Annotated in this window: 28 protein-coding genes; 20 read left to right on the top strand and 8 right to left on the bottom strand. The window is 74.1% G+C overall.

Translation table 11 applies throughout. From position 1 onward, the window contains the following. Nucleotides 1–9 precede the first annotated feature (9 nt). Nucleotides 10–909: a hypothetical protein gene (locus tag QSK22_RS00595; protein ID WP_285491882.1), complete on the bottom strand. Its 900-nt coding sequence runs from the start codon at nucleotides 907–909 to the stop codon at nucleotides 10–12. A 44-nt stretch (nucleotides 910–953) separates the two neighbouring features. On the opposite strand from QSK22_RS00595, the gene QSK22_RS00590 reads away from it, so the two are divergent. From QSK22_RS00590 to QSK22_RS00550, 9 genes are all read left to right on the top strand, one after another. Further along, nucleotides 954–1,790 carry a 2,3,4,5-tetrahydropyridine-2,6-dicarboxylate N-succinyltransferase gene (locus tag QSK22_RS00590; protein ID WP_285491881.1) on the top strand — a complete coding sequence of 279 codons (837 nt, stop codon included), beginning with the start codon at nucleotides 954–956 and terminating at the stop codon, nucleotides 1,788–1,790. Nucleotides 1,791–1,800: 10 nt separating this feature from the next. Continuing rightward, nucleotides 1,801–2,859, top strand: a complete 1,059-nt coding sequence (gene dapE / locus QSK22_RS00585) for a succinyl-diaminopimelate desuccinylase (RefSeq protein ID WP_285491880.1) — start codon at nucleotides 1,801–1,803, stop codon at nucleotides 2,857–2,859. 108 nt (nucleotides 2,860–2,967) lie between these two features. Then, nucleotides 2,968–3,774, top strand: a complete 807-nt coding sequence (locus tag QSK22_RS00580; protein ID WP_285491879.1) for an LOG family protein — start codon at nucleotides 2,968–2,970, stop codon at nucleotides 3,772–3,774. After that, entirely contained in the window at nucleotides 3,774–4,388 is a 615-nt protein-coding gene (locus tag QSK22_RS00575) for an LOG family protein (RefSeq protein ID WP_285491878.1), read from the top strand. The genes QSK22_RS00580 and QSK22_RS00575 overlap by 1 nt, the downstream gene beginning before the upstream one ends. A 187-nt stretch (nucleotides 4,389–4,575) precedes the next feature. Continuing rightward, nucleotides 4,576–5,889 (top strand): alkaline phosphatase PhoX, encoded by a 1,314-nt coding sequence (locus tag QSK22_RS00570; protein ID WP_285491877.1) that lies wholly within the window; start codon nucleotides 4,576–4,578, stop codon nucleotides 5,887–5,889. Nucleotides 5,890–6,112: 223 nt separating this feature from the next. Then, complete coding sequence (locus QSK22_RS00565; protein ID WP_285491876.1) at nucleotides 6,113–6,610, top strand: hypothetical protein; 498 nt, start codon at nucleotides 6,113–6,115, stop codon at nucleotides 6,608–6,610. Between the two features lie 106 nt (nucleotides 6,611–6,716). Beyond that, a complete protein-coding gene (locus QSK22_RS00560; protein WP_285491875.1) occupies nucleotides 6,717–7,292 on the top strand; it encodes a DNA-3-methyladenine glycosylase I in 576 nt (191 codons plus the stop codon). A 947-nt stretch (nucleotides 7,293–8,239) separates the two neighbouring features. Continuing rightward, nucleotides 8,240–8,740, top strand: coding sequence for a hypothetical protein (locus QSK22_RS00555; RefSeq protein ID WP_285491874.1), 501 nt, complete (start codon nucleotides 8,240–8,242; stop codon nucleotides 8,738–8,740). Further along, nucleotides 8,725–9,456, top strand: coding sequence for a response regulator transcription factor (locus tag QSK22_RS00550; protein ID WP_285491872.1), 732 nt, complete (start codon nucleotides 8,725–8,727; stop codon nucleotides 9,454–9,456). Before QSK22_RS00555 ends, QSK22_RS00550 begins: the two co-directional genes overlap by 16 nt. On the opposite strand, the gene QSK22_RS00545 is transcribed toward QSK22_RS00550, so the two are convergent. After that, nucleotides 9,453–10,241 (bottom strand): enoyl-CoA hydratase-related protein, encoded by a 789-nt coding sequence (locus QSK22_RS00545; protein WP_285491871.1) that lies wholly within the window; start codon nucleotides 10,239–10,241, stop codon nucleotides 9,453–9,455. The two genes, QSK22_RS00550 and QSK22_RS00545, sit on opposite strands and share 4 nt — an antisense overlap. 248 nt (nucleotides 10,242–10,489) lie before the next feature. Here QSK22_RS00545 and QSK22_RS00540 point away from each other — a divergent pair, with 248 nt between their 5' ends. Together QSK22_RS00540 and QSK22_RS00535 are read left to right on the top strand one after the other, a co-directional pair. After that, a complete protein-coding gene (locus tag QSK22_RS00540) occupies nucleotides 10,490–10,657 on the top strand; it encodes a DUF3117 domain-containing protein (protein ID WP_285491870.1) in 168 nt (55 codons plus the stop codon). A 315-nt stretch (nucleotides 10,658–10,972) separates the two neighbouring features. Continuing rightward, nucleotides 10,973–12,451: a leucyl aminopeptidase gene (locus QSK22_RS00535; RefSeq protein WP_285491869.1), complete on the top strand. Its 1,479-nt coding sequence runs from the start codon at nucleotides 10,973–10,975 to the stop codon at nucleotides 12,449–12,451. A gap of 52 nt (nucleotides 12,452–12,503) precedes the next feature. On the opposite strand, the gene QSK22_RS00530 is transcribed toward QSK22_RS00535, so the two are convergent. Together QSK22_RS00530 and QSK22_RS00525 are read right to left on the bottom strand one after the other, a co-directional pair. After that, on the bottom strand, nucleotides 12,504–13,133 hold the full coding sequence (locus QSK22_RS00530; RefSeq protein ID WP_285491868.1) for a hypothetical protein: 630 nt from the start codon (nucleotides 13,131–13,133) through the stop codon (nucleotides 12,504–12,506). Then, nucleotides 13,130–13,795, bottom strand: coding sequence for an O-methyltransferase (locus QSK22_RS00525; protein WP_285491867.1), 666 nt, complete (start codon nucleotides 13,793–13,795; stop codon nucleotides 13,130–13,132). The genes QSK22_RS00530 and QSK22_RS00525 overlap by 4 nt, the downstream gene beginning before the upstream one ends. A 147-nt stretch (nucleotides 13,796–13,942) precedes the next feature. Here QSK22_RS00525 and sigE point away from each other — a divergent pair, with 147 nt between their 5' ends. The 5 genes from sigE (at nucleotide 13,943) to QSK22_RS00500 (ending at nucleotide 18,829) form a co-directional block, all read left to right on the top strand. Then, complete coding sequence (gene sigE / locus QSK22_RS00520; RefSeq protein WP_502872252.1) at nucleotides 13,943–14,698, top strand: RNA polymerase sigma factor SigE; 756 nt, start codon at nucleotides 13,943–13,945, stop codon at nucleotides 14,696–14,698. Nucleotides 14,699–14,750: 52 nt separating this feature from the next. Further along, nucleotides 14,751–15,410, top strand: a complete 660-nt coding sequence (locus tag QSK22_RS00515; protein ID WP_285491865.1) for an anti-sigma factor family protein — start codon at nucleotides 14,751–14,753, stop codon at nucleotides 15,408–15,410. Further along, nucleotides 15,407–16,510, top strand: a complete 1,104-nt coding sequence (locus QSK22_RS00510; protein WP_285491864.1) for a sigma-E factor regulatory protein RseB domain-containing protein — start codon at nucleotides 15,407–15,409, stop codon at nucleotides 16,508–16,510. Before QSK22_RS00515 ends, QSK22_RS00510 begins: the two co-directional genes overlap by 4 nt. 91 nt (nucleotides 16,511–16,601) lie before the next feature. After that, entirely contained in the window at nucleotides 16,602–18,251 is a 1,650-nt protein-coding gene (locus tag QSK22_RS00505) for a S1C family serine protease (RefSeq protein ID WP_285491863.1), read from the top strand. 215 nt (nucleotides 18,252–18,466) lie between these two features. After that, nucleotides 18,467–18,829, top strand: a complete 363-nt coding sequence (locus tag QSK22_RS00500) for a sec-independent translocase (RefSeq protein ID WP_285491862.1) — start codon at nucleotides 18,467–18,469, stop codon at nucleotides 18,827–18,829. A gap of 121 nt (nucleotides 18,830–18,950) precedes the next feature. Here QSK22_RS00500 and QSK22_RS00495 read toward each other — a convergent pair whose 3' ends face one another. Next, nucleotides 18,951–20,090 carry an Mrp/NBP35 family ATP-binding protein gene (locus QSK22_RS00495; protein ID WP_285491861.1) on the bottom strand — a complete coding sequence of 380 codons (1,140 nt, stop codon included), beginning with the start codon at nucleotides 20,088–20,090 and terminating at the stop codon, nucleotides 18,951–18,953. 71 nt (nucleotides 20,091–20,161) lie between these two features. Here QSK22_RS00495 and QSK22_RS00490 point away from each other — a divergent pair, with 71 nt between their 5' ends. Continuing rightward, nucleotides 20,162–20,668: a MarR family winged helix-turn-helix transcriptional regulator gene (locus tag QSK22_RS00490; protein ID WP_285491860.1), complete on the top strand. Its 507-nt coding sequence runs from the start codon at nucleotides 20,162–20,164 to the stop codon at nucleotides 20,666–20,668. 70 nt (nucleotides 20,669–20,738) lie between these two features. Here the strand turns inward: QSK22_RS00490 and QSK22_RS00485 are convergent, their stop codons facing one another. Continuing rightward, nucleotides 20,739–21,308: a DUF1003 domain-containing protein gene (locus tag QSK22_RS00485; RefSeq protein WP_285491859.1), complete on the bottom strand. Its 570-nt coding sequence runs from the start codon at nucleotides 21,306–21,308 to the stop codon at nucleotides 20,739–20,741. A 156-nt stretch (nucleotides 21,309–21,464) separates the two neighbouring features. After that, nucleotides 21,465–22,784 carry a magnesium transporter MgtE N-terminal domain-containing protein gene (locus QSK22_RS00480; RefSeq protein WP_285491858.1) on the bottom strand — a complete coding sequence of 440 codons (1,320 nt, stop codon included), beginning with the start codon at nucleotides 22,782–22,784 and terminating at the stop codon, nucleotides 21,465–21,467. A gap of 142 nt (nucleotides 22,785–22,926) precedes the next feature. Between QSK22_RS00480 and QSK22_RS00475 the strand changes: the two genes are divergently transcribed. Further along, a complete protein-coding gene (locus tag QSK22_RS00475) occupies nucleotides 22,927–23,502 on the top strand; it encodes a carboxymuconolactone decarboxylase family protein (RefSeq protein WP_285491857.1) in 576 nt (191 codons plus the stop codon). After that, a complete protein-coding gene (locus QSK22_RS00470; RefSeq protein ID WP_285491856.1) occupies nucleotides 23,499–24,440 on the top strand; it encodes an RNA polymerase sigma-70 factor in 942 nt (313 codons plus the stop codon). Before QSK22_RS00475 ends, QSK22_RS00470 begins: the two co-directional genes overlap by 4 nt. An 18-nt stretch (nucleotides 24,441–24,458) precedes the next feature. Here QSK22_RS00470 and QSK22_RS00465 read toward each other — a convergent pair whose 3' ends face one another. Continuing rightward, complete coding sequence (locus tag QSK22_RS00465; RefSeq protein WP_285491855.1) at nucleotides 24,459–24,971, bottom strand: hypothetical protein; 513 nt, start codon at nucleotides 24,969–24,971, stop codon at nucleotides 24,459–24,461. 38 nt (nucleotides 24,972–25,009) lie between these two features. On the opposite strand from QSK22_RS00465, the gene QSK22_RS00460 reads away from it, so the two are divergent. Then, nucleotides 25,010–25,948, top strand: coding sequence for an HpcH/HpaI aldolase/citrate lyase family protein (locus tag QSK22_RS00460; protein ID WP_285491854.1), 939 nt, complete (start codon nucleotides 25,010–25,012; stop codon nucleotides 25,946–25,948). Nucleotides 25,949–25,974 lie beyond the last annotated feature (26 nt).

Below are 25,974 nucleotides of genomic sequence, written 5' to 3'. Positions count from 1 at the left end.
GGCTGGATATCAGCGGATGATCACCTTCGTGGTGGGGGCGTCGGCGTCCTTGGTCCAGCCGTCGTGGCCCTCCTCGACGGTCCAGTGCCGGCCCGCGTACCGCACCTCCGTCAGCCCGTACACCTGGGCGTGGGTGACCGCCCACGAGGCCACCGACCAGCCGGTGCGCCGGCTGGAGACGCGGACCGCCTCGAAGTCGCGCCCGGCCGCCTGGGCCTTGCCGTTCCCGCCGCCCGCCGTGCGCTGCGCCGCCGTCTCCACCTGCAGGCGGCTGCCGAACGCGCGCCGCATCTCCCGGATCGCCTCCGCGCGCCGCGGCGAGGTGCGCTTGTCGGGGGAGAACCAGCACCGCACCGCCGCCGCCTCACGGCCGGTGAACGCCCGCGCCAGCAGCTTGCCGTCCGGTTCGTGCTGGGCGTAGGCGGTGCCGTCGGCGCTGCGCTGCACCCGCTGGGCCGCGTCGTGCAGGTCGCGGTCCAGGTAGTCCTTCACCTTGACCAGCGCGTCGAAGAACTTGCTGGTGGACTGCACCGGGTCGCGCAGCTTGTCGGGGGTTCCCCAGCCCTGCGACGGGCGCTGCTGGAACATGCCCACCGAGTCGCGGTCGCCGCTCGGCAGGTTGCGGATGCGCGACTCCTGGATCGCGGTGGCGTAGGCGATCACCGCCGCCCGCTCGGGCAGCTCCTTGCGGTACGCCACCGCGGCGATGGTGGCGGCGTTGGCGGCCTGCTCCAGGTCGAGCGGCATCTTGCCCAGCGTCGTGCGCACCTCGCAGTTGGAGCCGTGCAGGTAGGGGCGGGCCCGCAGGTACAGCGCGTACCCGCCCGCGGCCAGCCCCACCACCACGACCAGCGTGACGGCGGCCCAGCGCCACCGGGTGGTCGTCAGCCTCCTCGCCCATGCGGTCACGCGACGACCGTACCGGGGAATGGCCCCCAGTAAGCTCAGGAGCCATGACCCAAACGTTCACCAGCCCGATCTCCGGCGTCATCGACGAGCTGTGGGAGCGGCGAGCCGATCTTTCTCCGGACGACTCCGAGGCCCGCGCGGCCATCGTGGCGGCCGTCGACCAGATCGACACCGGCCAGGCCCGGGTCGCCCAGGTGGACCCCGAGACCGACGAGGTCGTCGTCGACGAGCGCGCCAAGCGGGCGATCCTGCTCAGCTTCAAGGTCCTCGGCATGGTGCGGTCGCAGGTGGGCGACTTCCAGTACCACGACCGCATTCCGCTCAAGAGCCGCCTGGACGGCGTGCGCGTGGTGCCCGGCGCGATCGCCCGGTGGGGCTCCTACCTGGCGCCCGGCGTGGTGCTGATGCCGTCGTTCACCAACATCGGCGCCTACGTCGACTCCGGCACCATGGTCGACACCTGGGCGACCGTGGGGTCGTGCGCGCAGATCGGCAAGAACGTCCACCTGTCGGGCGGGGTGGGCATCGGCGGCGTGCTGGAGCCGCCGAACGCGGTGCCGGTGGTCATCGAGGACGACGCCATGATCGGCAGCCGGTCGATGATCGTGGAGGGGGCCCGGGTCGGCCGCGGCGCGGTGGTCGGCTCCGGGACGAACCTGTCGGCGTCCATGCCGGTCATCGACGTGGAGACGGGCGAGGAGATCAGCCGGGGCCGCATCCCCGACTGGTGCGTGGCGGTCGGCGGCACCCGGATCAAGGAGTTCAAGGGCGGCACGTTCGGCATGCCCGCGGTGCTGGTGCTCAAGCGGCTGGAAGAGGGGCAGCGGCACGACAAGGCCGAACTCAACGACATCCTCCGCGACCACGGCATCAACACCTGAGGACGGCGGCATGCGGCTCGATCTGCACGTGGACGCGGCGGAACTGACCGCGGCGGTCGTCGACATCGAGTCGGTGAGCGGCGCCGAGCGCGCCCTCGCCGACGCGGTCGAGGCGGCCCTGCGGCCCCTGCCGCACCTGACGGTGGAGCGCGACGGCGACACCGTCGTCGCCCGCACCGGCCTGGGGCGCGCCGAGCGCGTCGTGATAGCGGGCCATCTGGACACCGTCCCGCTGAACGGCAACCTGCCGTCCCGGGTGGAGGGCGACCGGCTGTACGGGTGCGGCACCACGGACATGAAGTCCGGGCTGGCCGTGGCGCTGCGGCTGGCCGCCACCGTGCCGGAGCCGAGCCGCGACGTCACCTACGTGTTCTACGAGTGCGAGGAGGTGGAGGCCGAACGCAACGGCCTGCGCCGCCTGGCCTCGGTGCGCCCGGAGCTGCTGGAGGGCGACTTCGCGGTGCTGATGGAGCCCACCGCCGGGCAGATCGAGGGCGGCTGCCAGGGCACGGTGCGGGTCGACGTCACCGCGACGGGCGCGCGGGCGCACAGCGCGCGCGCCTGGATGGGCTCCAACGCCATCCACTCCGCCGGCACGATTCTGGACGTGCTGCGCGCCTACGAGCCCGCGCGCCCGGTCGTGGACGGCCTGGAATACCACGAGGGCCTCAACGCGGTGTTCATCCGGGGCGGCGTCGCGGGCAACGTGATCCCCGACGAGTGCGTCGTGACCGTCAACTACCGCTTCGCCCCCGACAAGTCGCTCGACAATGCCGTGGCGTACCTGCGGGACCTGTTCGCCGGGTTCGACGTGGCGGTCACGGACGGGGCCCCCGCCGCCCGTCCCGGCCTCACCCACCCGGCGGCCGCCGCCTTCGTCGCGGCCACCGGCGCCCCGGTGCGCGCCAAGCTGGGCTGGACCGACGTCGCCCAGTTCGCCGAGCTCGGCGTCCCGGCCGTCAACTACGGCCCCGGCGAGCCCACCCTGGCCCACACCAAGGACGAGTACGTCGAAATCCCGCTGATCCGCGAGTGCGAGCGCCGCATGCGCACCTGGCTCACGTCCTGAGCGCGCCCTTCCCGAGCCGGTCCGCCCGGGGCGTGTCTGCTGCCCTGCCGTGACACCTCGCTTTTAACCGGAAGGCTTCACGCGGGGCCCTTGGCTACGGTGAGGGGCATGACATCAGATGTGACTACCCCGAAGCGGCGGCAGGGGCCCGCGGTGCTGCGGGGCCGCGCCGTGCCGCAGACGACCACCGACCAGCGGCTGCTGGACGGCCGCGGGTCGGCCGACTGGGTCCACGCCGACCCGTGGCGGGTGTTGCGGATCCAGGCGGAGTTCGTGGAGGGCTTCGGGCTGCTGGCCGAGCTGCCGCAGGCGGTCAGCGTGTTCGGCAGCGCCCGCACCAAGCCCGGCTCGGAGGAGTACGAGCTGGCCGTCGAGATCGGCGCCCGGCTGCACGAGGCGGGCTACGCGGTCATCACCGGCGGCGGTCCGGGGATCATGGAGGCGGCCAACAAGGGCTGCGACGACGCCGGCGGCCTGTCGGTGGGGCTGGGCATCGAGCTGCCGTTCGAGCAGAAGCTCAACGACCACCTCGACATCGGCCTGGAGTTCCGCTACTTCTTCGTCCGCAAGACGATGTTCGTCAAGTACGCCCAGGCGTTCGTCGTGCTCCCCGGCGGGTTCGGCACGCTGGACGAGCTGTTCGAGGCGGTCACCCTGGTGCAGACCGGCAAGATCACCCGGTTCCCGATCGTGCTGGTCGGCACCGAGTTCTGGGGCGGCCTGCTGGAGTGGATCAAGACGACCATGCTGCCGTCCGGCAAGATCTCCCCCGAGGACCTCGACCTGGTGCACCTCACCGACGACCCCGACGAGGTCGTGCGCGTCATCGTCGAGGCGCACCGCGAGCAGCAGCGGCAGGCCCGGGAGGAGGCGGCGGCCCGCGCGGCGGCCCAGGCGGGGGCGGACGGAACCTGATGAGTCGGCCCCAGCCCGCGGACTCCGGCAAGGCGGTGTGCGTGTTCTGCGCCTCCAGCAGCCGGATCGACCGCAAGTTCGTCGACCTGGCCGCCGAGGTCGGCGCCGAACTGGCCCGCCGCGGCCACAGCCTGGTCAGCGGCGGCGGCCAGGTGTCGTGCATGGGCGCGGTGGCCCGCGCCGCACGGGCGGGCGGCGCCCGCACCGTCGGGGTGATCCCCGAGGGGCTGGCCGGCCTGGAGTTGGCCGACCACGACAGCGACGAGCTGATCGTCACGCCGGACATGCGCAGCCGCAAGGGCGAGATGGACCGGCGCAGCGACGCGTTCCTGGTGCTGCCCGGCGGCATCGGCACGCTGGAGGAGCTGTTCGAGATCTGGACCTCCCGGGTGCTCGGCATGCACGACAAGCCGCTGGTGCTGCTCGACCCCTACGGCGTGTACGAGCCGCTGCGCGACCTCATGCGCGGCCTGGCCGACCAGGGGTTCGCCCGACCGAAGATCTTCGACGCGATCGGCTGGACGGGGTCGGTCACCGAGGCGTTCGACCTGTTGGAGCGGTCCTGGCCGCGCATCCAGGCGACCCCGGAGGACTACGCCGAGGCCGAACCGTGACCGGTCCGGCGGGCGGCCCCCGCAGCCCCCGCCGGCCGTGAGCCAAATCCGCCCGGCGGGCCCGCCGCGACCCGCCGGGCGGACGGTGTCCAGCGGTTTTTCCAGGCCCGCCCGCGCCGGTTCACCACCGGTTCACCGGCGCCGACCAGGCTCCCGCGTGGCCCGAGCACGACACGAAGGAGAGCCCATGTCCGTGTCCCGACGCGGGGTGGTGAAGGGCGGCGCCGCCGGCGCGCTGTCCATCGCCCTTGCCGGCAGCCTCGACACGATCTTCCAGACCGCCGCGGGAGCCGACACCGGCGAGGCGTACGGCTACGGCCCGCTGGTGCCCGACCCCAAGGGGCAGCTCGACCTGCCCAAGGGCTTCTCGTACACGGCGATCTCCGCCCAGGGTGACACGATCAAGGACGGCGTCCTGGTGCCGGGCAAGCACGACGGCACCGCCACGTTCAAGGGCCCCCGTCCGGGGGTCACCCGCCTGGTGCGCAACCACGAGCAGACCTCGAGCGGCGTCAAGCCCGTCGCCCCCTCCCGCCTGGTGTACGACCCCGCCGCCTACGGCGGCACCACCACCCTGGACGTCGACCGCGACGGCAGGCTGGTCTCGCAGTACATCAGCCTCGCCGGGACGTCCACCAACTGCGCCGGCGGCCGCACCCCCTGGGGCACCTGGCTGAGCTGCGAGGAGACCGAGGGCTTCAGCGGGCAGACCAAGTCCCACGGGTGGGTGTTCGAGGTCGACCCGTCCGGGCGGCTCACCAAGCCCGAGCCGATCAAGGGCATGGGCCGGTTCTCGCACGAGGCGGTCGCGATCGACCCGCGCACCAACGTCGCCTACCTCACCGAGGACGCCGCCAACCCGTTCGGCCTGTTCTACCGGTTCACCCCGAAGGTGCACCGCGGCGGCTACCACAGCTACATGGCGGGCGGGCTGCTGGAGGCGATGTACGTCCCCGACCTGCCGGACCTGTCGGTCGTGCAGGAGCCGGGCGCCACGTTCCGCGTCACGTGGGTGAAGGTGCCCGACCCGTCGGCGGCCGCCACCTCCACCCGCAAGCAGTTCGACAAGATCACCCGCAGCCAGAAGCTGGAGGGCGCCTGGTGGGGCCACGGCAAGGCCTACTTCGTCGCCAGCTACTCGCGCACCGGTGACGGCGCCGCCGCCGACCACGCCGGGCAGGTGTGGAAGTACGACCCGCACCGCCGGACGATCGAGCTGGAGCTGGTGTTCAAGCCGGGCGGCCGGTTCGACGGCCCCGACAACATCACCGTCTCCCCGTACGGCGGCGGCGTGATCCTGGCCGAGGACGGCGACGGCGAGCAGTACCTCGTCGGCACCACCCGCAAGGGCGAGCCGTTCGCCTTCGCCCGCAACGCCTTCAACGGCAGCGAGATGACGGGCGTGACGTTCTCCCCGGACGGCCGGACGCTGTTCGCCAACCGGCAGGAGCCCGGCGTCACCTTCGCCATCACCGGTCCCTGGCACCGCCTGCGGGCCTGAGACCTGAGCCTCCCCGGGCCGCGTCCCGCCGTCCTCCCCGGCGGGGCGCGGCCCGTCGCGTTTGAGCGGGGGCCGCCGCGGTAGGGCGGCGCGGTGGGGCGGCGCGGTGGGGCGGCGCGGTGGGGTGGCGCGGTCGGGCGGCGCGACACGCTGCTGCCGCATGTCCGTGGCCGGATCGTGGCACGATCGTCTTGCGGAGGCGTCGACAGATCGGAGCGAGATCGTGGTTGTGGTGCTCGTCCTGGCCGGCCTGGCCGTGCTGGGCGCCGTCGTGGTCCTCGCCATGGGGCGCGGAGGCGAGCTGGCCCCGGCCCGTCCCGACCATCCGCCGTTCCGGCTGCCGCCGGGGCGCGCCCTCACCGCGCCGGACGTGGCGATGCTGCGGCTGCCGCGCGGCCTGTGGGGCTACCAGGTGGAGGTCGCCGACGAGACGCTGCACCGGCTGGCGTACGCGCTGTCGGAGCGGGACGTGCGCGTGGCCGAACTGGAACATCAGGTGGACGTGCTGCGGCGGCGCCTCGGCGACGCGGGGGTGGACGTCGCGGACGACCTGTATGCCCCGTATGACCGCGAAATCGAACCGAAACTTTACGGTTCGGGCGAGCGGGCCCCGTGGGACGACTCCGAGCAGGCCGACCGGCCCGGCGGCGACCCCGCCGACCCCACTGTCGACGACCCCGTCGACCTGGCCAAACGGCGAGACGAAGACGACCGCCCGTAAACCGCCCCACCGCGCCCACCCCTCACCCGCCCCGACCGAATCCGCCACGGCGGCCGGGCGGCGGCGGGCGGCCGGAACTGTCGGGGGCGTGCGGTAGAACGGGCCGATGAGCACGGCGATTCTCGGCGAAGACGGTCTGGCGCGCTGCCCCTGGGGCGTGTCGGCGCCCGACTACGTCGCCTACCACGATGAGGAATGGGGCCGCCCGGTCCGCGACGACGCGGGGCTGTACGAGCGGCTGTGCCTGGAGGCGTTCCAGTCGGGCCTGTCCTGGCTGACGATCCTGCGCAAACGCGAGGGCTTCCGGGCCGCGTTCGCCGGGTTCGACCCCGAGAAGGTCGCCGCGTTCGACGCCTCCGACGTCGAACGCCTGATGGGCGACCCGGGCATCGTCCGCAACCGGGCGAAGATCGAGGCGGCGATCGCCAACGCCCGGGCCGCGCTGGATTTGCCCGGCGGCCTGGCCGCGACGGTCTGGCGGTACGCCGACCCCGAGGCGCCCGCCCCGGAGTCCACCGCCGACGTCCCCGCGTCCACCCCCGCCTCCAAGGCCCTGGCCAAGGAGCTGAAGAAGCATGGGTTCCGATTCGTCGGCCCGACCACCGTGTACGCCCTCATGCAGGCCTGCGGGCTGGTCGACGACCATCTCACCGGCTGCCACCGCCGCGGCGCCTACCGCTAGCGGATCGATTCCCGACGCTAGCTGACCTGGGCTGACGCTTTCCGGCTAGGTTCGGCCCCGCCCTGCTCGCGCCTGCACTTGCCTGGTCTTTGCCTGGTTTCGGTTCGAGGGGACCGGCAGGCGTGGCCTCTGGTGCGGTGGAGGACCGGGGTAGGGCTGGGTCTACCTCGGGACGGCAACCAGACGTAGTGATCTCCGCTCTCTTTCCCGGTTGCCTGGTCTGCGACGAAAACGCAGCTCAGGCGGCATGTGGAGGGATGCGGTGAAGGTGATGCGCGCGGCCGGTCTCCGGCCGCCGGCGCAGGCCCTGGTGTACGGGGCGTCCGCCGTGTTCGCGGCGGTGACGGCGGCGGTGACCCACCTCGGACCGCACCGGGTCTGGGGAGCGGTCGCGGCCGCCGCGTACGCGCTCGGCGCGGTGCTCGCGGCCAGACGCGGTGGCGGCGGCCCGGCGGTCCCGATGGTGGTGGCGGGCGGTGCGGTGCTGGTGCCGCTGGCCGTTCTGGTGGCCACCGGTCACGCCCAGCCGGAGGTGGGCGTCGTGCACCGGTCGGGCGCGCACCTGCTGGAGCACGGCACGCCGTACCCGTCGCCCGAACCGGCCGCAGCCGGCTACGAGGCCTACAACCCGTACCTGCCGGGGATGGCGCTGTTCGGCGTTCCGCACGTGCTCGCCGGGCTGGACGCGCGGCTGCTGTTCGCGGGCGTGTTCGTCGTGCTGCTGGCCGTGTCCGCCCGCCTGCTGGGCGACATCGGGGCACGGCCGCTGCTGGTGCCGGCCGCCTCGCCGCTGCTGGCGCTGCCGATGACCGTCGGCGGCGACGACCTGCCGGTGATCGGGCTGGTGTGCGCGGGCCTGGCGCTGGCGGCACGGGACCGTCCCGGCATGGCGGGCCTGGCCGTGGGCGCGGCCGCGACGCTCAAGGCGACGGCCTGGCCGGCTGCCGGTGTGCCTGGCGCTGTGTCTCGCGCCTGCGGCGGCACGGGGCGCCGCCCGCTGGTACGCCGCGGCGGCCGCCACCGTCATCGCGGTGGGCGTGCTGCCGCCCGCGCTGGCCGACCCGTCCGGGATGGCGGCCCACGTCCTGTGGTTCCCGCTGGGACTGGCGGACGTGGCGTCCCCCGCCGACAGCCCGCTGCCCGGGCACTTGCTCGCCGGCCTCGGCCCGTTCGGGCACACCCTCGCCCTCACCGCGCTCGCCGCCGCAGCCGTCGCGATGGCCGTATCGCTGATCGTCCGGCCGCCGCGCGGTCCGCGGGCCGCCGCCGACCGGCTCGCCCTCGGTTTGACGCCGGCGACCGCCCTCATGCCCGCCTCCCGGTGGGGCTACCTGGTCTACCCCGCCGTCCTGGCGCTGTGGGCGCGGTTGGCCGCGACGCCCCGCCGCACCGCTCCCCACCCGGCCGCCGCCCCACGGGAGGAGAAGGACCTGTGCCGCGTTGCCTGATCATCACCAACGACTTTCCGCCGCGCCGGGGCGGCATCGAGACGTTCGTGTACGAGCTGGCGCGCCGCTTCCCGCCTGGCGAGGTCGTCGTCTACACCTCCGACGAGGCGCAGGCCCGCGCCTTCGACTCCGGGCTGCCGTTCCCGGTGGTGCGCGACCGCGTCCGCACGCTGCTGCCGACGCCTCGCGTCGCGCGCAACGCACGCGCCGTGGCCAGGGCGTACGGCTGCGACCGCGTGTGGTTCGGTGCCGCCGCCCCCCTCGGGTTGCTGGCGGGACGGCTCGGGCTGCCGTCCCTGGTCCTGTCGCAGTACGTCGAGCAGTCCTACGCCGCCGACCTGCTGCACACCGGCGGCGGCGTCGGCTACCTGCTCAAGGACCGGGTCGGCGAGGTCGCCGAGTTCGTCGACGCGCTGGAGCGGGTCGCGGCGGGCGGCACCGTGATCGACCCGGAGGTGGTGCGGCGGCTGCTGGCGCGCCGCCGCGAGCCCTCCCCGCTGGACCGGCTGACCGAACGCGAACGCCAGGTGCTGGCGCTGATGGCCGAGGGCCGCTCCAACGGCGCGATCGCCCGCGCGCTGGTGGTCAGCGAGGCCGCCGTCGTCAAGCACGTCGGCTCGATCTTCACCAAGCTCGACCTGCACCAGACGCCCGACGACCACCGCCGCGTGCTGGCCGTCCTCACCTACCTGCGCGGCGTGCGCCCCGGCCCCTAGCGTCCCTCGAAGACGGGCCTGTCCTTCTTCAGGAACGCCTCGGTGGCGTTGCGGTGGTCGGCCGTGGCCGCCAGCCGGTCCTGCAGCTCGGCCTCCTTCTCCAGGCTGGACGCCAGGTCGTGGGACGCCGCGTGGTCGAGGGCGGCGCGGATGGCCGCGTACGCGACGGTCGGCCCGGCGGCCAGCCGGCGCGCCAGCTCCACCGACGCGGACGCCAGCTCGTCGGCCGGGACGACCCGGGCGGCCAGCCCCAGCTCCAGGGCCTGCGGCGCCTTCACCGGCTCGCCGAGCAGCAGCAGCTCGGCGGCCTTGGCGCGGCCCACCATCCGCTGCAGCGTCCACGACATGCCGGTGTCGGGGCCCAGCCCGATGCCCGCGAACGCCGTCACGAACGTCGCCTTCTCCGACGCGACGACCAGGTCGCACGCCCACGCCAGCGCGGCCCCGGCCCCGGCCGCCACCCCGTTCACCGCCGCCACCGCCGGCTTGGGCAGCGCGGCCAGCGCGTGCACCACCGGGTTGTAGTGGCGGCGGACGGTGTCGTCCAGGCCCTTGCCCGCCGCGAGGTTGTCGGCGTGCTCGCGCAGGTCCTGACCGGCGCAGAACGCGCGGCCCGCACCGGTCAGCAGCACCGCCCGCACGCCGTCGTCCGCGGCGGCCCGCTCCAGCGCCGCGCGCAGCGCCTCCTTCATCTCGGCGGTCAGCGAGTTCATCGCCTCCGGCCGGTGCAGTGTGATCGTGGCCACCCCGTCGGTGACGTCGTACAGCACGCTCTCAGACACCATCGTCCTCACAATCCTCCCCGGGAGCCTCAGCCAACGATCGGCGAAACCGGAGGCCGCGGGCAAGAGCCGGGCCGCCGCGCGGCGGTCCGCCCGCCCGGCCGTCGCCTCCCCGGTCGCTGATCGTTACCACTTCGCGCCCCGAACACGGGATAATGGACCACTACTGATGACGCGGATGCGACAGGCGGCCACGCGGCCAACGGTGCCCGGAGGCCCCACGCGGCCCTAGGCAGGAAGGGGATGCACGCATGGCGGCGATGAAGCCGCGGACGGGAGACGGTCCGCTCGAAGTGACCAAGGAGGGACGCGGCATCGTCATGCGGGTCCCGCTGGAAGGCGGGGGTCGCCTCGTCGTCGAGCTCTCCGCCGACGAGGCCAAGGAGCTCGGCGAGGCCATCAAGCAGGTCGTCGGCTGACAGGCGACTCCAAGCCTTGGGGGAGGTGCGCCCGCGGAGAGCGCGGACCGTCCGGTCCTCGCTGCTCCGCCCGGGGGGAAGACCGCCCGGGCCCCCGTAGGCGAGTCGTCGTGCCGGCCGGAGGCCTGGGTGTGCCGGTCCCGGCACGTCCGGCACGTGCGGTGACGGTCCCCGGCGCCGCGCCGGGGACCCACACCGCGTCGGCCGCGACCGCGTGACGGTTCGCGCGGCGCCCACACTTCACAACACGCAGGCGGCTCCACGAGCGGCGCGCTCACGAGCAGGCCGAACGGCACGGACAGGGGGAACACCGGCATGCCCATACAGACCCGGGTGCGCGACGCGGGCGGACCGCCGGTCGAGGCGGCGGCGTCGCTCGGCGCGCAGGCGGTGGCCCTGCCGGTCCGCCCCGGCCCGACCGCTCCCTCCGATGCCCCGCCCGGCCTGCCGTGCTCCCTCGACGAGCTGCTCGCCCTGCACGGCGCCAAGGGCGAGCCCGGCGAGGTCGTCGCCGCGCCCGCGCGCCTGGGCGACGGGCTCGGCGAACTGCTGCTGTACGGGGTGGGCGAGGCCGCCCCCGCCGACCTGCGCAAGGCGGGCGCCGCAGTGGCCCGCCGCGGCCGGGGCCGCGACACGCTGGTCGCGGGCCTGCCCGACACCTCCGCCGACGGGCTGTCCGCCTTCGTCGAGGGCGCCCTGCTCGCCGGCTACCAGTTCACGATCCGCTCCGACGACGGCGCCGGCAAGGGCAAGGCCCCCCTCGGCACGCTGGCACTGGCCACCGGGTCCGCCGACGCGCGCGCGGCCGACCGCGGCGCCGCCCTGGCGCGGGCCACCGCCCGCGCCCGCGACCTGGCCAACCAGCCGTCCACCGACAAGGGCCCGTCCTGGCTTGCCGACCGGGCCGCCGACCTCGCCGCCGAAGCCGGCCTTCGGCTGCGCGTGCTCGGCGAGAAAGAGCTGGCCGAGGGCGGCTTCGGCGGGCTGCTCACCGTCGGCTCGGGCTCGCCGCGCCCGCCCCGGCTGATCGAGCTCAGCTACACGCCCGAGGACGCCGACGGACGCCACGCGGTGCTGGTCGGCAAGGGCATCACCTTCGACAGCGGCGGGCTGTCGCTCAAGCCCAACGACAACATGAAGACCATGAAGACCGACATGGCGGGCGGCGCCGCCGTCATGGCGGTCATGGGCGCGCTGCGCGACCTCGGTGTGCGGACCCGGGTCACCGGGCTGGTCGCCGCGGCCGAGAACATGCCGTCCGGGTCGGCCATGCGCCCCGGCGACGTCGTCGCCCACTACGGCGGGCGGACCTGCGAGGTGCTCAACACCGACGCCGAGGGGCGCCTCGTCCTCGCCGACGCGCTGGCCTACGCCGCCGCCGAACTCGACCCCGACGTGATCGTGGACGTCGCCACCCTCACCGGCGCCGCCAAGGTCGCGCTGGGGCTGCGGCACGGTGCCCTGTACGCCACCGACGACGACCTCGCCGCGGCCCTCACCGCCGCCGGGCAGGCCGCGGGCGAGCCGCTGTGGCGGATGCCGTTGGTCGACGACTACCGGCCCGGCATCGACTCCGATGTGGCCGACGTGGCCAACATCGAACGCCGCGGCTTCGGCGGCGGCTCGATCATGGCGGCGCTGTTCCTGCGCGAGTTCGCCGGCGGGCGGCGCTGGGCCCACCTCGACGTGGCCGGGCCCGCGCGATCCACCGGCGACGACGCCGAGATCACCAAGGGCGCCACCGGCTTTGGCGCCCGCCTGCTGCTCACCTGGCTCGCCGCACCGTCCGCCTGAGCCGCGGCCGCCCGAGCCGCGCGCGGCCTCGGGCGCCCGCCCGGCCGTCGGTTCACACCTTGCGGCGGTCGATCACCGGGACCCGGTGGCGGCCGCGCACCGCCGCCACGACCTCCTTCAGGGACGCGTCCCACGCCGGGTCCACGGCGAAGCACCACGCCGCCGCGTCCCGGGCCCCCGGCAGCGCCGCCGCGGACACGTCCGGCAGCGTCAGCGCGACCAGCAGCGACCGCCGGGCGGTGCGGACCGCCTCGGCCAGCTCCGCCGACGGCAGGAACACCAGGTAGTCCTGCTCGCCGCGGCGGGTGCCCGCCATCCCGCGGCGCAGCGCGCACATCGCCGCCACCCGCGGCCACGGCAGCACCCGGTCGGCGCGGCGGGGCAGCGGCCAGCGAGCCGGACGCCGCACACCCGTGTCGTCCAGTTCCAGCACCGGCCGCCGCCCCAGCAGCACGCCCACCGCCCGCAGCAGGCCGACGCCGAACAGCCCCAGCCCCAGCACGCCCACTGTGATGAACATCACTGCCCCGGCCCCGGCGCGGCCCGTCGCCCCGCTGGCGACGAACGCCGCCGAGGCCAGCACCAGCAGCGCCAGCGCCGCCACCTGCCCGGCCGACCGCACCGTCGGCCGCGTCCGGACCTGGAACACCGCCGCCGTGCGCCCGCCGGCCGCGGCGCTCATTCGCGCTTGACGGCGCACAGCAGGCCGTCGCCGACCGGAAGCAGCAGCGGCACCAGCCGCTCGTCCTCGCGGACCATCCGGTTCACCTCGCGGACCGCCAGCGTGTCGGGGTCGCGGCGGGCGGGGTCGGCCACCCGGTGGTGCCACAGCGCGTTGTCGAAGGCCAGCACGCCCCCCGGGCGTAGCAGCCGCAGCGCCGCCGTCAGGTACTCGGGGTACTCGTGCTTGAGCGCGTCGCAGAACACCATGTCGTAGGCGCCGTCGGTGAGCCGCGGCAGCACCTCCAGCGCCCGCCCGACGATCATCCGGGTGCGGGAGGCGCCCAACCCGGCCTCGGCATAGGCGAGCTTGGCCAGCCGCTGGTGCTCCGGCTCGACGTCCACGCTGGTCAGCACCGCGTCCGGGCGCATGCCGCGCAGCAGGCAGATGCCCGACACGCCGCAGCCGGTGCCGATCTCCACGACCGTCCGGGCGCCGATCAGCGCGGCCAGGAACCGCAGGGCCGCCCCGCCGGCCGGGCCGATGGGCGTGGCGCCGACCTCCTCGCCCCGGCGTCGCGCGTTCACCAGCGCCTCGTCTTCGGGGAGGAACTCCTCCACGTAGGCCAGGGTGGCCTGAATGGCGTCGATGGCTGCCTCCTCGCGGGACCCCGCCTGGCTCATGTTGAAAAGACATTATCGCCGACCGGGAACCACCCGGCGTTTCAGCACGTTGTAACAGTCGTCGGTCCACTAACCGCCCCAGCCCAGGCGCGACCGTGTCGTTCCAAAGCGAGAGCGTTGGCCACCAGAGAGGAACAGCCCAGCACCATGGGAGTGGCAGCACTTACATTTAAGGGCGCTGTGGGGGTCGGCCCCCGCAAGGGGTTCGGGACCACGGCGGCCGCGCGCACCCGCGAGAACGCGCCCGAGGCGGAGTGGGCTCCGCCGTCGTGGGACGAGGTCGTGCGCGAACACTCGGCACGCGTGTACCGGCTGGCCTACCGGCTGACCGGCAACCAGCACGACGCCGAGGACCTCACCCAGGAGGTCTTCGTCCGGGTGTTCCGTTCGCTGGCAAACTACACGCCCGGCACGTTCGAGGGCTGGTTGCACCGCATCACCACGAACCTGTTCCTGGACATGGCGCGGCGCCGCCAGCGCATCAGATTCGAGGGGCTGGCCGACGACGCCGCCGAACGCCTGCAGGGCCGCGAGCCCACGCCCGCGCAGGCCTACGACGACCGCAACTTCGACGCCGACGTCCAGGCCGCGCTCGACGCCCTGGCGCCCGAGTACCGGGCCGCCGTGGTGCTGTGCGACATCGAGGGCCTGTCGTATGAGGAGATCTCTGCGACATTGGGTGTCAAACTGGGAACCGTGCGCAGCCGCATCCACCGGGGGAGGGCGCAGCTGCGCGCCGCACTGGAGCACCGCGCGCCGCAACGCCGCGGTGCCGCGGACGCAGGTGATCAGGCGGGTGACCTTGCCGCGGCGCTGCCGGCCGCAGCGGCCGCCGCGGGACGACCGGCCACGGGGGACGCGTCGACCTACACCGGCGGGCCCCCGCGACTGGAAGGCGCATAGGGTTTCGCCACGCGCCGCCGCGCGTGACCGACTTGATCGACGAGGGAGCAGCGTGAGCTGTCTGGGGGAGCGTCTGACCGCGTTGGTCGACGGCGAGCTGGGGCACGACGAGCGCGACCGCGCACTGGCCCATCTCGCGGTGTGCGCGCGGTGCAGGGCCGAGGCCGAGGCCCTGCGGGGGCTCAAGAGCCGGCTGCGGGGGCTGGCGGATCCGCCCGCCCGCGAGGGCGCCGACGACCTCCCGACGGGCGACTTCGTGGCCCGGCTGAAGGAGCTGGGCCGGCAGACGCCGACCGCGCCCGGACCCGACGACCTCCCGCCGCCGGCGCGTCCGTCCGGCGGCATGACGCACGCACCGGCGCGCCGCCGCGGCGGCGACCGGGTCTCCGGCCGCTCGCACCGGCCGCTCGACGGTCCCGCCCGCACCCGCCGGCACGCCGCCGTCACCGCCGCCGCCTTCGCCGCCGAACCGGTCGGCTGGCCGGACCGGTCCGGCCAGGCGCGCTCGCACCGCCGCCGCTACCTGGCCGTCGGAGCGGTCCTGTTCCTCGGCATCGGCACCGCCTCCTACTTCGCGGGCGGCGAGCAGGACGCCCCCGCCGTCAACCCGGCCTTCGACCGGTTCGCCGTGGAGCACGCGCTGACCTCCGGTGACGTCCCGATCACCGATCCGCTGCTGCAGCAGGCCGTCCAGACCTCGCCGGGGCCGTGACCGCGCGGACCTGGGCCGCGCTCGACAAAGCCGTGCTCGCCTGCGGGCTCGCAGGCGTCCTGGTGTTGGCCTGCGCGCTGACCGGGGACGCCGCCGTGGCGCGCCGCGCGGCCAGCGACCCCGAGGCGGTGCGGCTGCTGCGCGACGCCGCCGAAGCGGCCCGCCGCGTCCCGTACGAAGGAGTCCAGGTCGTCACCACCTGGAACCGCCGCGGCGGCCGCCCCGTCACTTCCCGTGTGGACATCGCGCACACCCCCGGGGAAGGCACGTACGTCGGCGCCGGCGCGGGCGCCCGCGCCGCCTACCAGTCCGACGCGGCCGCCGGGCACGGTCCGCTCACCGGGTTCACCGCCGCGATGCTGGAACTGCTCACCCGCAACTACGCCGTCGTGCGCGCGGACGACTCATCGGTCTGCGGCCGCGCCGCCCGGGTCGTGGAGGCCCTCCGCCGCGACGGCACCCCGGCGGGGCGCTTCTGGATCGACGCCGAGACCGGGCTGATGCTGCAGCGCGAACTGCTCGACGGCGCCGGACGCACGATCACCGCGACCGGGTTCGACCAGGTGCGCTTCACGTCCGGCGGACGCCCCGCCGAGAACACGCCCGCACGCGGCACCGCGCTCGGCACGGCGGCGGCCTCGCCCACCTCGAACGTCTCCCCCTGGGCGGACCGCCTCGACCCCGCCGAACTCGGCGAGCTGCGCGACCGCGGCTGGCCGCTGCCGAGCGCCCTGCCCGACCTCATGCTGTCCGACGCCCGCCGCTCCACCACCCGCCCCACCGACGGCACCGTCCACCTGACCTTCTCCGACGGGCTGGAGTCGGTGTCGGTGTTCGTGCAGCGCGGCAGCCTGGACGAAGAACGCCTCACCGGATGGAATCGCACCGTCACCAAGGGCGACACCGTCTTCCGGCGGCAGTCGCTGCGGCACTGGGCCGTGTGGGCCGACGACGGGTACGTCTACACGGTGGTGGCCGACGGACCCGAGGGCACCGCCGAGCGTGCGGTGGACGCGCTGCCCCACGGCGGAGGGGGTTTCAGCACCCGTCTGAGGCGCGGCCTGCACAGGCTCGCATCGTGGGGCGACCCCTTCGGATAAGTCTTATGCTCACCACATGCCCCGATGGGCACGATGAGCCTGGATACGTGAACATGCACGGCGAGAACCATGCTCGGTAGGAGAGATGGGGATGACGGAAGACAGCCGCGGACCCGCCAGGGCGTCGGCGCAGGACGACGAACTGGTCGCCGGCGCCGGGGTTGAGCGGCGGGAGCCCGGCGAGGCGGGGCAGGCCGCGGAGGAGGCCCGGCAGGACGCCCGGGACGACGCGGACGCCGTGGGACACGAGCAGGGTTTCGCGCCCCCCGATCCGCCCGGCGGCGACGCCGCCTCTCCGGGACCCCGGCCGACCCTGCTGGACAAGCCCGTCGACGACGAAATGGCGCCGCAGCGGCCCGGGTTCGTCCCGTACGACCAGCGCGACCCCCAGCCCGACCCGTACGCCTGGCCGGCCCAGGGCCACCGGCAGCCTCCGCCGCCGACCGGCCCGCCGGTGTCCACGACCCCGCCGCCGGGCGCGACGCCGATGGGCCCGCCGCCGGGCTCCGGCGCCGCCCCGGGCGTCGGCCCCGGCACCCTCGGAGCCCCCGCCGGCCCCGGTCGGCCCGGCCCCTACGGGCAGCCGTACGGCACGGCCCCCAACTGGGCCCCGGTCCCCGCGCCGCCGTCGTCCGGCCGCGGCGGCCCCGGCCTGGGCGTCATGGCCGTGATCGCGCTGATCGTGGCGCTGGTGGCGGGCGGTATCGGCGCCGGCATCGGGGTGCTGGCCACCGACGACGACGGCGGCAACGTCAGCCTCGGCACCAGCTCCGACAGCAGCTCCGGGCAGCAGAACCGGCCGCCGGACTCGGTCGCGGGTGTGGCGCAGCGGGTGCTGCCCGGCGTCGTCATGATCAAGGTGTCGTCGGCGACCGGCGAGGAGTCCGGGGGCACCGGCTTCATCGTCAACAACGGCTACATCATCACCAACAACCACGTGGTGTCGTCCGGCGGCCAGATCCAGGTGATCTTCAACGACAAGAAGACGCTGCCCGCCTCGATCAAGGGCCGCGACCCCAGCTCCGACATCGCCGTGCTGCGCCCCGAGGGCAGCCACTCGATGCCCGCGCTGTCGCTGGGCGACTCCAGCAAGCTGGCGGTCGGCGACCCCGTGATCGCCATCGGCTCGCCGCTGGGCCTGCAGGGCTCGGTCACCACCGGCATCGTCAGCGCGCTCAACCGCGCGGTGCCCACCCGCGGCGAGGGCGGCAGCGGCGACAGCTCGGTGCTCAACGCCATCCAGACCGACGCGGCCATCAACCCCGGCAACTCCGGCGGCCCGCTGGTCGACAGCAGCGGCCGCGTGATCGGCATCAACACCGCCATCGTCACGCTGGGCAGCGGCGGCATCACCGGGGAGACGCAGGGCGGCAACATCGGCCTGGGCTTCGCCATCCCCATCAACCAGGGCCGCCGGGTCGCCGAAGAGATCATCAACACCGGTCGGGCGCGCCGCGCCCAGCTCGGCATCGGCATGGACCAGACCTTCCCCGGCCCGGGGGTGCGCATCCCCGAGCAGGCGCAGGGCGGGGTGGAGCCGCTGGTGAAGGGCGGGCCGGCCGAGCGCGCCGGGCTCCGCCCCGGCGATGTGATCACCAAGCTGGACGGCCAGCCGATCGAGAACCCGTCCGAGCTGGCGGCGCAGATCCGCAGCAAGGCGCCGGGCGACAAGGTCAAGGTCACCTACCAGCGCGACGGCAAGGAGACCACCGTCGAGATCACCCTGGCCGAGGCCAACTGAGCCGGCCGGCGACCCCGGGGCCGTCCGCCCGCCTGCCGTGCGGCGGGTGGACGGCCGCGGGGTTGCGGAAACGGGAAATCGCGGTAAGAACACCCGTTCTAGGTGATTTGCCGGGATCGGCGTTGTGTGCGCAGGGGATACGCTGACCGGCGGGATACCCTGTGGTGCATCGGGCTGGGCGATGCCCGCGTACCCGGCAAGGTGTGGAGGACGGGTTGTTCGACGTCGGACTCGGCGAGATGGTCGTGCTCGTCGTGCTGGCCCTGGTCATCTTCGGGGACAGGCTGCCCCAGGTCGCCGGGCAGGCGGGACGCGCGCTGCGACAGCTGCGGCAGATGGCCAACAGCGCCAAGGCCGATCTGCAGGAGGGCCTGGGCCCGGAGTTCAAGGACTTCGACCTGGCCGATCTGCATCCCAAGACGTTCGTCCGCAAGCACCTGCTGGAAGACGACGACAGGTACGAGCCCGCGTACTCCTCGCGCGGCGGCGTCTTCGACGACGAGCTCGGCTACGCCACCGCGGGCGGCGGCGGCCTGGAGTACGGCGAACGGCCGCCCTTCGACAACGAGGCCACCTGAGCCCGTCGCGCACGCCGAAGGCCCCGGGACGCGTCGTCCCCGGGGCCTTCGACGTATTCGCTCCGAGCGGCCGGCCTGCGGTGCCCGCGGTTCAGCCGCCGGCGTCCGCCCGCCCGCCCGGTCACTTGCGCTTGGGGGTGATCCCCAGCGACATGCCGGCCAGGCCGCGGCCCCGGGCGCCGATGGTGTCGGCGATGGTGCGCAGCACCTTGGCGGCCTCGGCGTCGGGGTCGTCCAGCACCAGCGGGCGTCCGGCGTCGCCGCCCTCGCGCAGCCGGGCGTCGATCGGCACCTGGCCCAGCAGCGGCACCCGGGTGCCCAGCGTGCGGGTCAGCGCGTCGGCGACCCGCTGCCCGCCGCCCGAGCCGAAGACGTCCTGGCGCTCGCCGCAGTGCGCGCAGGTCAGATACGACATGTTCTCGATCACGCCGACCACCTGCTGGTGGGTCTGCGCGGCGATCGCCCCGGCCCGCTCGGCGACCTCGGCGGCCGCCTGCTGCGGGGTGGTGACGACCAGGATCTCCGCCGACGGCAGCAGCTGGGCCACCGAGATGGCGATGTCGCCGGTGCCCGGCGGCAGGTCCATCAGCAGCACGTCCAGGTCGCCCCAGTAGACGTCGGCGAGGAACTGCTGCAGCGCCCGGTGCAGCATCGGCCCGCGCCACACCACCGGCTGGTTCCCGGCGGTGAACATGCCCACCGAGATCACCTTCACGTCGTGCGCGCTGGGCGGCATGATCATGTCCTGGACCTTGGTGGGCGGGTGCTGCACGCCGAGCATCCGCGGCACCGAGTGGCCGTAGATGTCGGCGTCGACCACGCCGACCTTGCGGCCCTGCGCGGCCAGCGCCGCCGCCAGGTTCACCGTGACCGAGGACTTGCCGACCCCGCCCTTGCCGCTGGCCACCGCGTACACCTTGGTCAGCGATCCGGGCTTGGCGAACGGGATCTCCTTGACCGGCTCGCCGCCGCGCAGCCGGGTCTGCAGCGCCTTGCGCTGCTCCTCGCTCATCACGTCCAGCTCGACCTGGACCGAGGTGACCCCGTCCAGGCGGGACACGGCCTCGGTGACGTTGCGCGACAGGGTGTCCTTCAGCGGACACCCGGCCACGGTCAGGTAGATGCCGACGCGCACCGCGCCGTCCGGCGCGATGTCGACGTTCTTGACCATGTCGAGCTCGGTGATCGGCTTGCGGATCTCCGGATCCTGCACCGTGGCGAGCGCCGCGGTCACCTGCTCGGTCGTCAGCTGGGAGGCCATGACTCCATGGTATGGACTCGGTCCCGGGCGTTGCGAATCAGCTCCCCCGGAGCCGGGAGTAGCATCGGGACGTGACACCGCCGTCCACCTCGATCTCCGCGGAGCTGACCGTGTGGCGCATGCTGCTGCGCGCCCAGGTGCAGATCTCCCGCCGCCTGCAGGCGGACCTGCTGGCCGACCACGACCTGCCGCTCGGCTCCTACGACGTGCTCACGCACCTCGGTGAGGCGCCCGGCGGGCGGCTGCGGATGAACGACCTGGCCGACCGGGTGCTGCTGTCGCGCAGCGGCCTGACCCGGCTGGTCGACCGGCTGCAGCGCGAGGGCCTGGTGGCCCGCCAGTCGTGCACCAGCGACGCGCGGGGGCTGTACGCGGTGCTCACCCCGGCCGGGCGGCGCCGCCTGGAGGAGGCCACCCCGACATACCGGCGGGGCGTCCGCGAGTACCTGCTGAGCCGCCTGGACGAGGACGACCTGGGCCGTTTCGCCGCGATCCTGCGCAGGCTGCTGGACGAGCCGCCGGCCGCGCCCGCCCGCGCACCGCTGGCACGGCACCACGAGGCCACCGTCACCGCCTGACCGCCGCCCTCGTCGCCGGGCCTGGACCCGCGGGCCCGCCCCGGGAACGGCGACCTGCCGGAAGCGGCCGTCAGCGCCTGGGCGCCCCCTCGCCGTTCGGGCGCCGCGGGGCCGGGGCGCCGCCGCGTTCCCCGTTCAGCTCCCTGAGCATGCGCTCCAGCTCCGAGCGCAGGAAGTCGCGGGTGGCGACCTCGCTGACCGCCAGCCGCAGCCCGGCGATCTCCCGGGTGAGGTACTCGGTGTCGGCGATGGAGCGCTCGTTGCGGGCCCGGTCCTGCTCGTACTGCACGCGGTCGCGGTAGTCCTGCCGGTTCTGCGCCAGCAGGATCAGCGGGGCGGCGAACGACGCCTGCACCGACAGCATCAGCGTCAGGAAGATGAACGGGTACGGGTCGAACCGCAGCTCGGCCGGCCCCAGGCTGTTCCAGGCCAGCCACACCGCGATGAACACCGTCATGTAGACCAGGAAGCGCGCGGTGCCCAGGAACCGCGCGATCCGCTCCGACAGCCGCCCGAACGACTCGGGGTCGTAGTGCGGCCGCGGCAGCAGCGCCCGGGGCGGTACGCGCGGCTCGTCCAGGCGGGCGCCCACACGCCCCGCCCGGCGTCCCAGCGGCGGCTCCCCGCGAAGCTCGATCATCACGTTCTCCCTCAGCCATCCCGCGGTCGGTGCGAGTCGTCGTACCTGTCCGCCGGTCGTCGTGCCTGTCTGCCGGTAACTGCCGACGCCTGCCTGCCGGTAACTGCCGACGCCTGCCTGTCGGTACCTTCCTGTCTCTACCTGCCAAGCAGCGCCCTACGCGCCGGCGCCGGGCCGTCCGGCGCCGCGCAGCGCCTCCTCCTCGGGGTCGGGGCGCTCGGCCGCCGCCACGTCCATCGCGCTCTCCCGCCAGTCCTGCGGCAGCAGGTGGTCGAGCACATCGTCGATGGTGACCGCGCCGAGCAGGTGCCCGTCCTCGTCGGCCACGGGCGCGGCCACCAGGTTGTAGGCGGCCAGGAACATGGCCACCGCCTGCAGCGACATGGTCGGGCGCAGCGGGGCCAGATCGGTGTCGGCGATCCCGCTGACCAGCGTGGACGGCGGCTCGCGCAGCAGCCGCTGGAAGTGCACCGTGCCCAGGTAGCGGCCGGTGGGCGTGGCGGTGGGCGGACGGCACACGTACACCTGCGCGGCCATCGCCGGGTTCAGGTCCGGGTTGCGGATGTGCGCCAGCGCCTCGGCCACGGTGACGTCCGGCGACACGATCACCGGATCGGTGGTCATCAGGCCGCCCGCGCTGTCCTCGGCGTAGGTCAGCAGCCGCCGCACCGGTGCGGCGTCGCGCGGCTCCATCAGCGTCAGCAGCCGCTCGCGCTGCTCGGTGGGCAGCCCGCCCAGCAGGTCGGCGGCGTCGTCGGGGCCCATCGCCTCCAGCACGTCGGCGGCGCGGTCGGCGTCCAGGGCGCCGAGGATCTCGATCTGGTCGTCCTCGGGCAGCTCCTCCAGCACGTCGGCCAGCCGCTCGTCGTCGAGGGCGACGGCGACCTCGGCGCGCCGCTTCACCGACAGCTCGTGCACCACGTTGGCCAGGTCGGCGGGCTTCATCCGCTCGAACGCGGCGATCAGCCCGGCGGCGCCCTGGCCGTGCTCGACGGCCGAGAACCCGGTGACCGCGTTCCAGTCCACCACGAACACCTCGCCGCGGCGGCGGCGCAGCCCCCGGCCGCGGCCGCGGCTGACGGCGACCTTGCCGACCAGCCAGTCCCGGGTGCGGGTCGGCTCCATGCCGACGTCCACGACCTGCACCTGCTCGCCGGTCTCGGTCAGCGTGACGGTGCGGTCCAGCATCTCGGCGATCACCCGCGTCTCCGACTCGCGCTGCTGGAAGCGCCGCATGTTGAGCCGGCCGTCGAAGATGACCGCGTCGGGCTCGATCATCATCACCCGGGTGATGGGCAGGAACACCGGACGGCGCGAGGCGACCTCCACCACCAGCCCCAGCACGCGCGGCGGCCGGTCGCCCAGGCGCAGCGCCACCACCACGTCGCGGACGCGCCCGACCTGGTCGCCCACCGGATCGAACACGGCGATCCCGGCCAGCCGCGCGATGAACACCCGCGTCGGAGTCGCGCTCATGACACGCAGGCTACCCGCGATCTTGACGTTGATCCGGGCGGTGATCCGACATGCGCAGCGGTGTTCACCGGCATGTCACATCCGCGGGGGCCGTCCCGTCTTCAGGGGTGACGCGTTGGGAACGACCGCGAGGGAGGCCGCCATGGCTCGCATCTCACTGGACCCGCCCAGGACCCTGCGCTACCGGGCGCTCGCATGGGTGCTGCGCCGCAAGTACGGCAAGGAGCTCGCCCCGATGCGGGCGATGGGCCACCACATGGGCGTGTTCACCACGTACGGAATCATGGAGATGGGGGTGATGCGCTGGAAGGCGCTCCCGAGCCGGCTCCGGGACCTGGCGGTCATGGCCGCGGCGGTGCACGTGGGCTGCGAGTGGTGCGTGGACTTCGGCACCTGGGAGGCCAACACGCACGGAATTCCGCTGGCCAAGCTGGAGGCGGTGCCGCGCTGGCGCGACAGCGATCTGTTCACCGAGGAGGAGCGCCTGGTCATGGAGTACGCCGAGGCGATGACCGCCGACCCGCCGCAGGTCACCGACGACCTGGTCGAGGCGCTGCGCCGCCATCTGGACGAGCGGCAGCTGGTGGAGCTCACCATGTGCGTGGCCGTGGAGAACATGCGCTCCCGCTTCAACCTGGCCGCCGGGCTCGTCGGCCAGGGCTTCAAGGAGCGCTGCGAGATCCCGGCCCGGCGGGCCGCGAAAGAGGCCGCGGCATGAACGCGGACCCGGCGGACCCGGCGGACCCGGCGGACCCGGCGGACGGGGAGACCGCGCGGCTGTTCGAGGAGCATCGGGGACTGCTGTTCTCGGTGGCGTACCGGATGCTGGGCACCGTCGCCGACGCCGAGGACGCGGTGCAGGACGCCTGGCTGCGGTGGGCTGCGGCCGACCGCTCCGGCATCGCGGACGTCAAGGCGTACCTGGTGCGGGTCGTCAGCAACCTCGCGCTGGACCGGCTGCGGTCGGCGCGGGCGCACCGGGAGGCCTACGTCGGCCCGTGGCTGCCCGAGCCGCTGCTCACCGCGCCGGACGTGGCCGAGGACGCCGAGCTGGCCGAGTCGGTGTCCCTGGCGATGCTGGTGGTGCTGGAGACGCTCAGCCCGCTGGAGCGCGCGGTGTTCGTACTGCGCGAGGTGTTCGGCTTCCCCTACGCCGAGATCGCCAAGGCGCTGGAGCGCAGCGAGGCGTCCGTCCGGCAGCTCGGCACCCGCGCCCGCAAGCACGTGGAGGCGCGGCGGCCCCGGTTCACGGCGGACGGCCGGGAGCGGCGCGCCGCCACCGAGCGGTTCTTCGACGCGGCGCTCGGCGGCGACATCAACCGGCTGATGGAGACGCTGGCGCCGGACGTGACGCTGTGGACCGACGGCGGCGGCAAGGTCCGCGCCGCCCGCCGCGTCATCCACGGCGCCGACAAGGTCGGCCGCTTGCTGCTTGCGGTGGCGAGCTCCCCCTACGGCGGGGTGGATCCGCAGGACTGGACCTTCCGGCGCGTCACCGTCAACGGCGAGCCGGGGCTGCTCGTCGAGGGCCCGGCCGGTCCGTTCACCGTCGTGGTCGCCGAGGTCGGCCCGGACGGCACCGTGACCCAGGTGCTGATGGTCGCCAACCCCGACAAGCTGCGCGCGGTGGCCGAGGGCCGCCACCTGCCGGTGTGACGCCGGCTCCCGCCGGGGTCAGCGGTCGGCCCTGCGGCGCCTGCCGCCCATCAGACGCGGGGGCGGGCCGGCCGTGGCCGCCGGGGTGGGCACCGGGCGGACGCCGGCGTACTCGTCGTCGTATCCCCCCGGTGCCTCCACCACCTCGTCGGTGGGGGAGAGCCGTATGACGTACGACTCCGCCGCCCAGCGCTCCACCTGCCCCTCGTGGGTCGGCGCGTTGAGGCGCTCCTTGGCCAGCAGGGGGGTGACCTCGTCCCACAGGTCCGTGCCCGGCCGCACCTGCTCGCAGGCGGCGACGAACGACACCAGCCGCCCGCCCTTGTCCTTGCTGCGCAGCGTCACCCGCACCCGGTCGGCCTCGGGCAGCCCGGGCAGGGGCTGCTCGCCCTCGCCGCCCGTCAGGACGTAGGCCGCGCCGTCGTGCCATATGTGCCAGGCCGCGCGCGGCTGCGCCAGCCCCGGCAGATGCAGCCACATCAGCCCGGACTTCTTGGCCGCCTCCTCCACCAGCGCCTTCAGCTCGCCCATGCCCTCAGCGTCTCACACGCCCCCGATAGCATCCGGCCATGCGGTCACGACGTACCACTCTGGCGGTCCCCGGCAGCAACCCCCGGTTCATCGAGAAGGCGCAGGGGCTCCCGGCCGACGAGGTGTTCCTGGACCTGGAGGACGCGGTCGCGCCCTCGGCCAAGGAGGACGCCCGCAAGAACGTCGTGGCGGCCCTGAACGAGGGCGACTGGTCGGGAAAGGTGCGCGTCGTCCGCGTCAACGACGTGGAGACCCCCTGGGCGTACCGCGACGTGATCGAGGTGGTGGAGGGCGCCGGCGCCGAGCTGGACTGCGTCATGCTGCCCAAGGTGCGCGACGCCTCCCACGTGCAGTGGCTGGACCGGCTGCTCACCCAGATCGAACTGGCCATGGGGTACGAGCCGGGGCGCATCGGCATCGAGGCGCAGATCGAGGACGCCCGGGGCCTGGCCGGGGTGGACGAGATCGCCGCGTCCTCGCCCCGCCTGGAGACCCTGGTGTTCGGCCCCGGCGACCTGATGGCGTCCCTCAACATGAAGACGCTGGTGGTGGGCGAGCAGCCGCCCGGATACACCGAGGGCGACGCCTACCACTACATCCTCATGCGCATCCTCACCGCCGCCCGCGCCCACGACCTGCAGGCCATCGACGGGCCGTACTTCAACGTCCGCGACGTCGAGGCGTTCACCCGGGTGGCGCGGCGGTCGGCGGCGCTGGGCTTCGACGGCAAGTGGGTGCTGCACCCGGCGCAGATCGACGCGTGCAACGAGGTGTTCTCGCCCACCCAGGAGGACTACGACCACGCCGAGCTGATCCTGGAGGCGTACGAGTACCACACCACGGTGGAGGGGCGCGGCGCGGCGGTGCTCGGCGACGAGATGATCGACGAGGCGTCCCGCAAGATGGCGCAGGTGATCGCGGCGAAGGGACGGGCCGCGGGGCTGACCCGCACCCGGCGCTTCGAGCCGCCGTCCTGATCCCGGCGCGCGGGACATTCCGCGAC

This window comes from Actinomadura sp. NBRC 104425, assembly GCF_030269545.1.
GTDB classification, from domain to species: domain Bacteria; phylum Actinomycetota; class Actinomycetes; order Streptosporangiales; family Streptosporangiaceae; genus Spirillospora; species Spirillospora keratinilytica.
The sequence above is the reverse complement of the archived record's forward strand: the minus strand, read 5'-3'. Positions and strand labels throughout refer to the sequence as shown.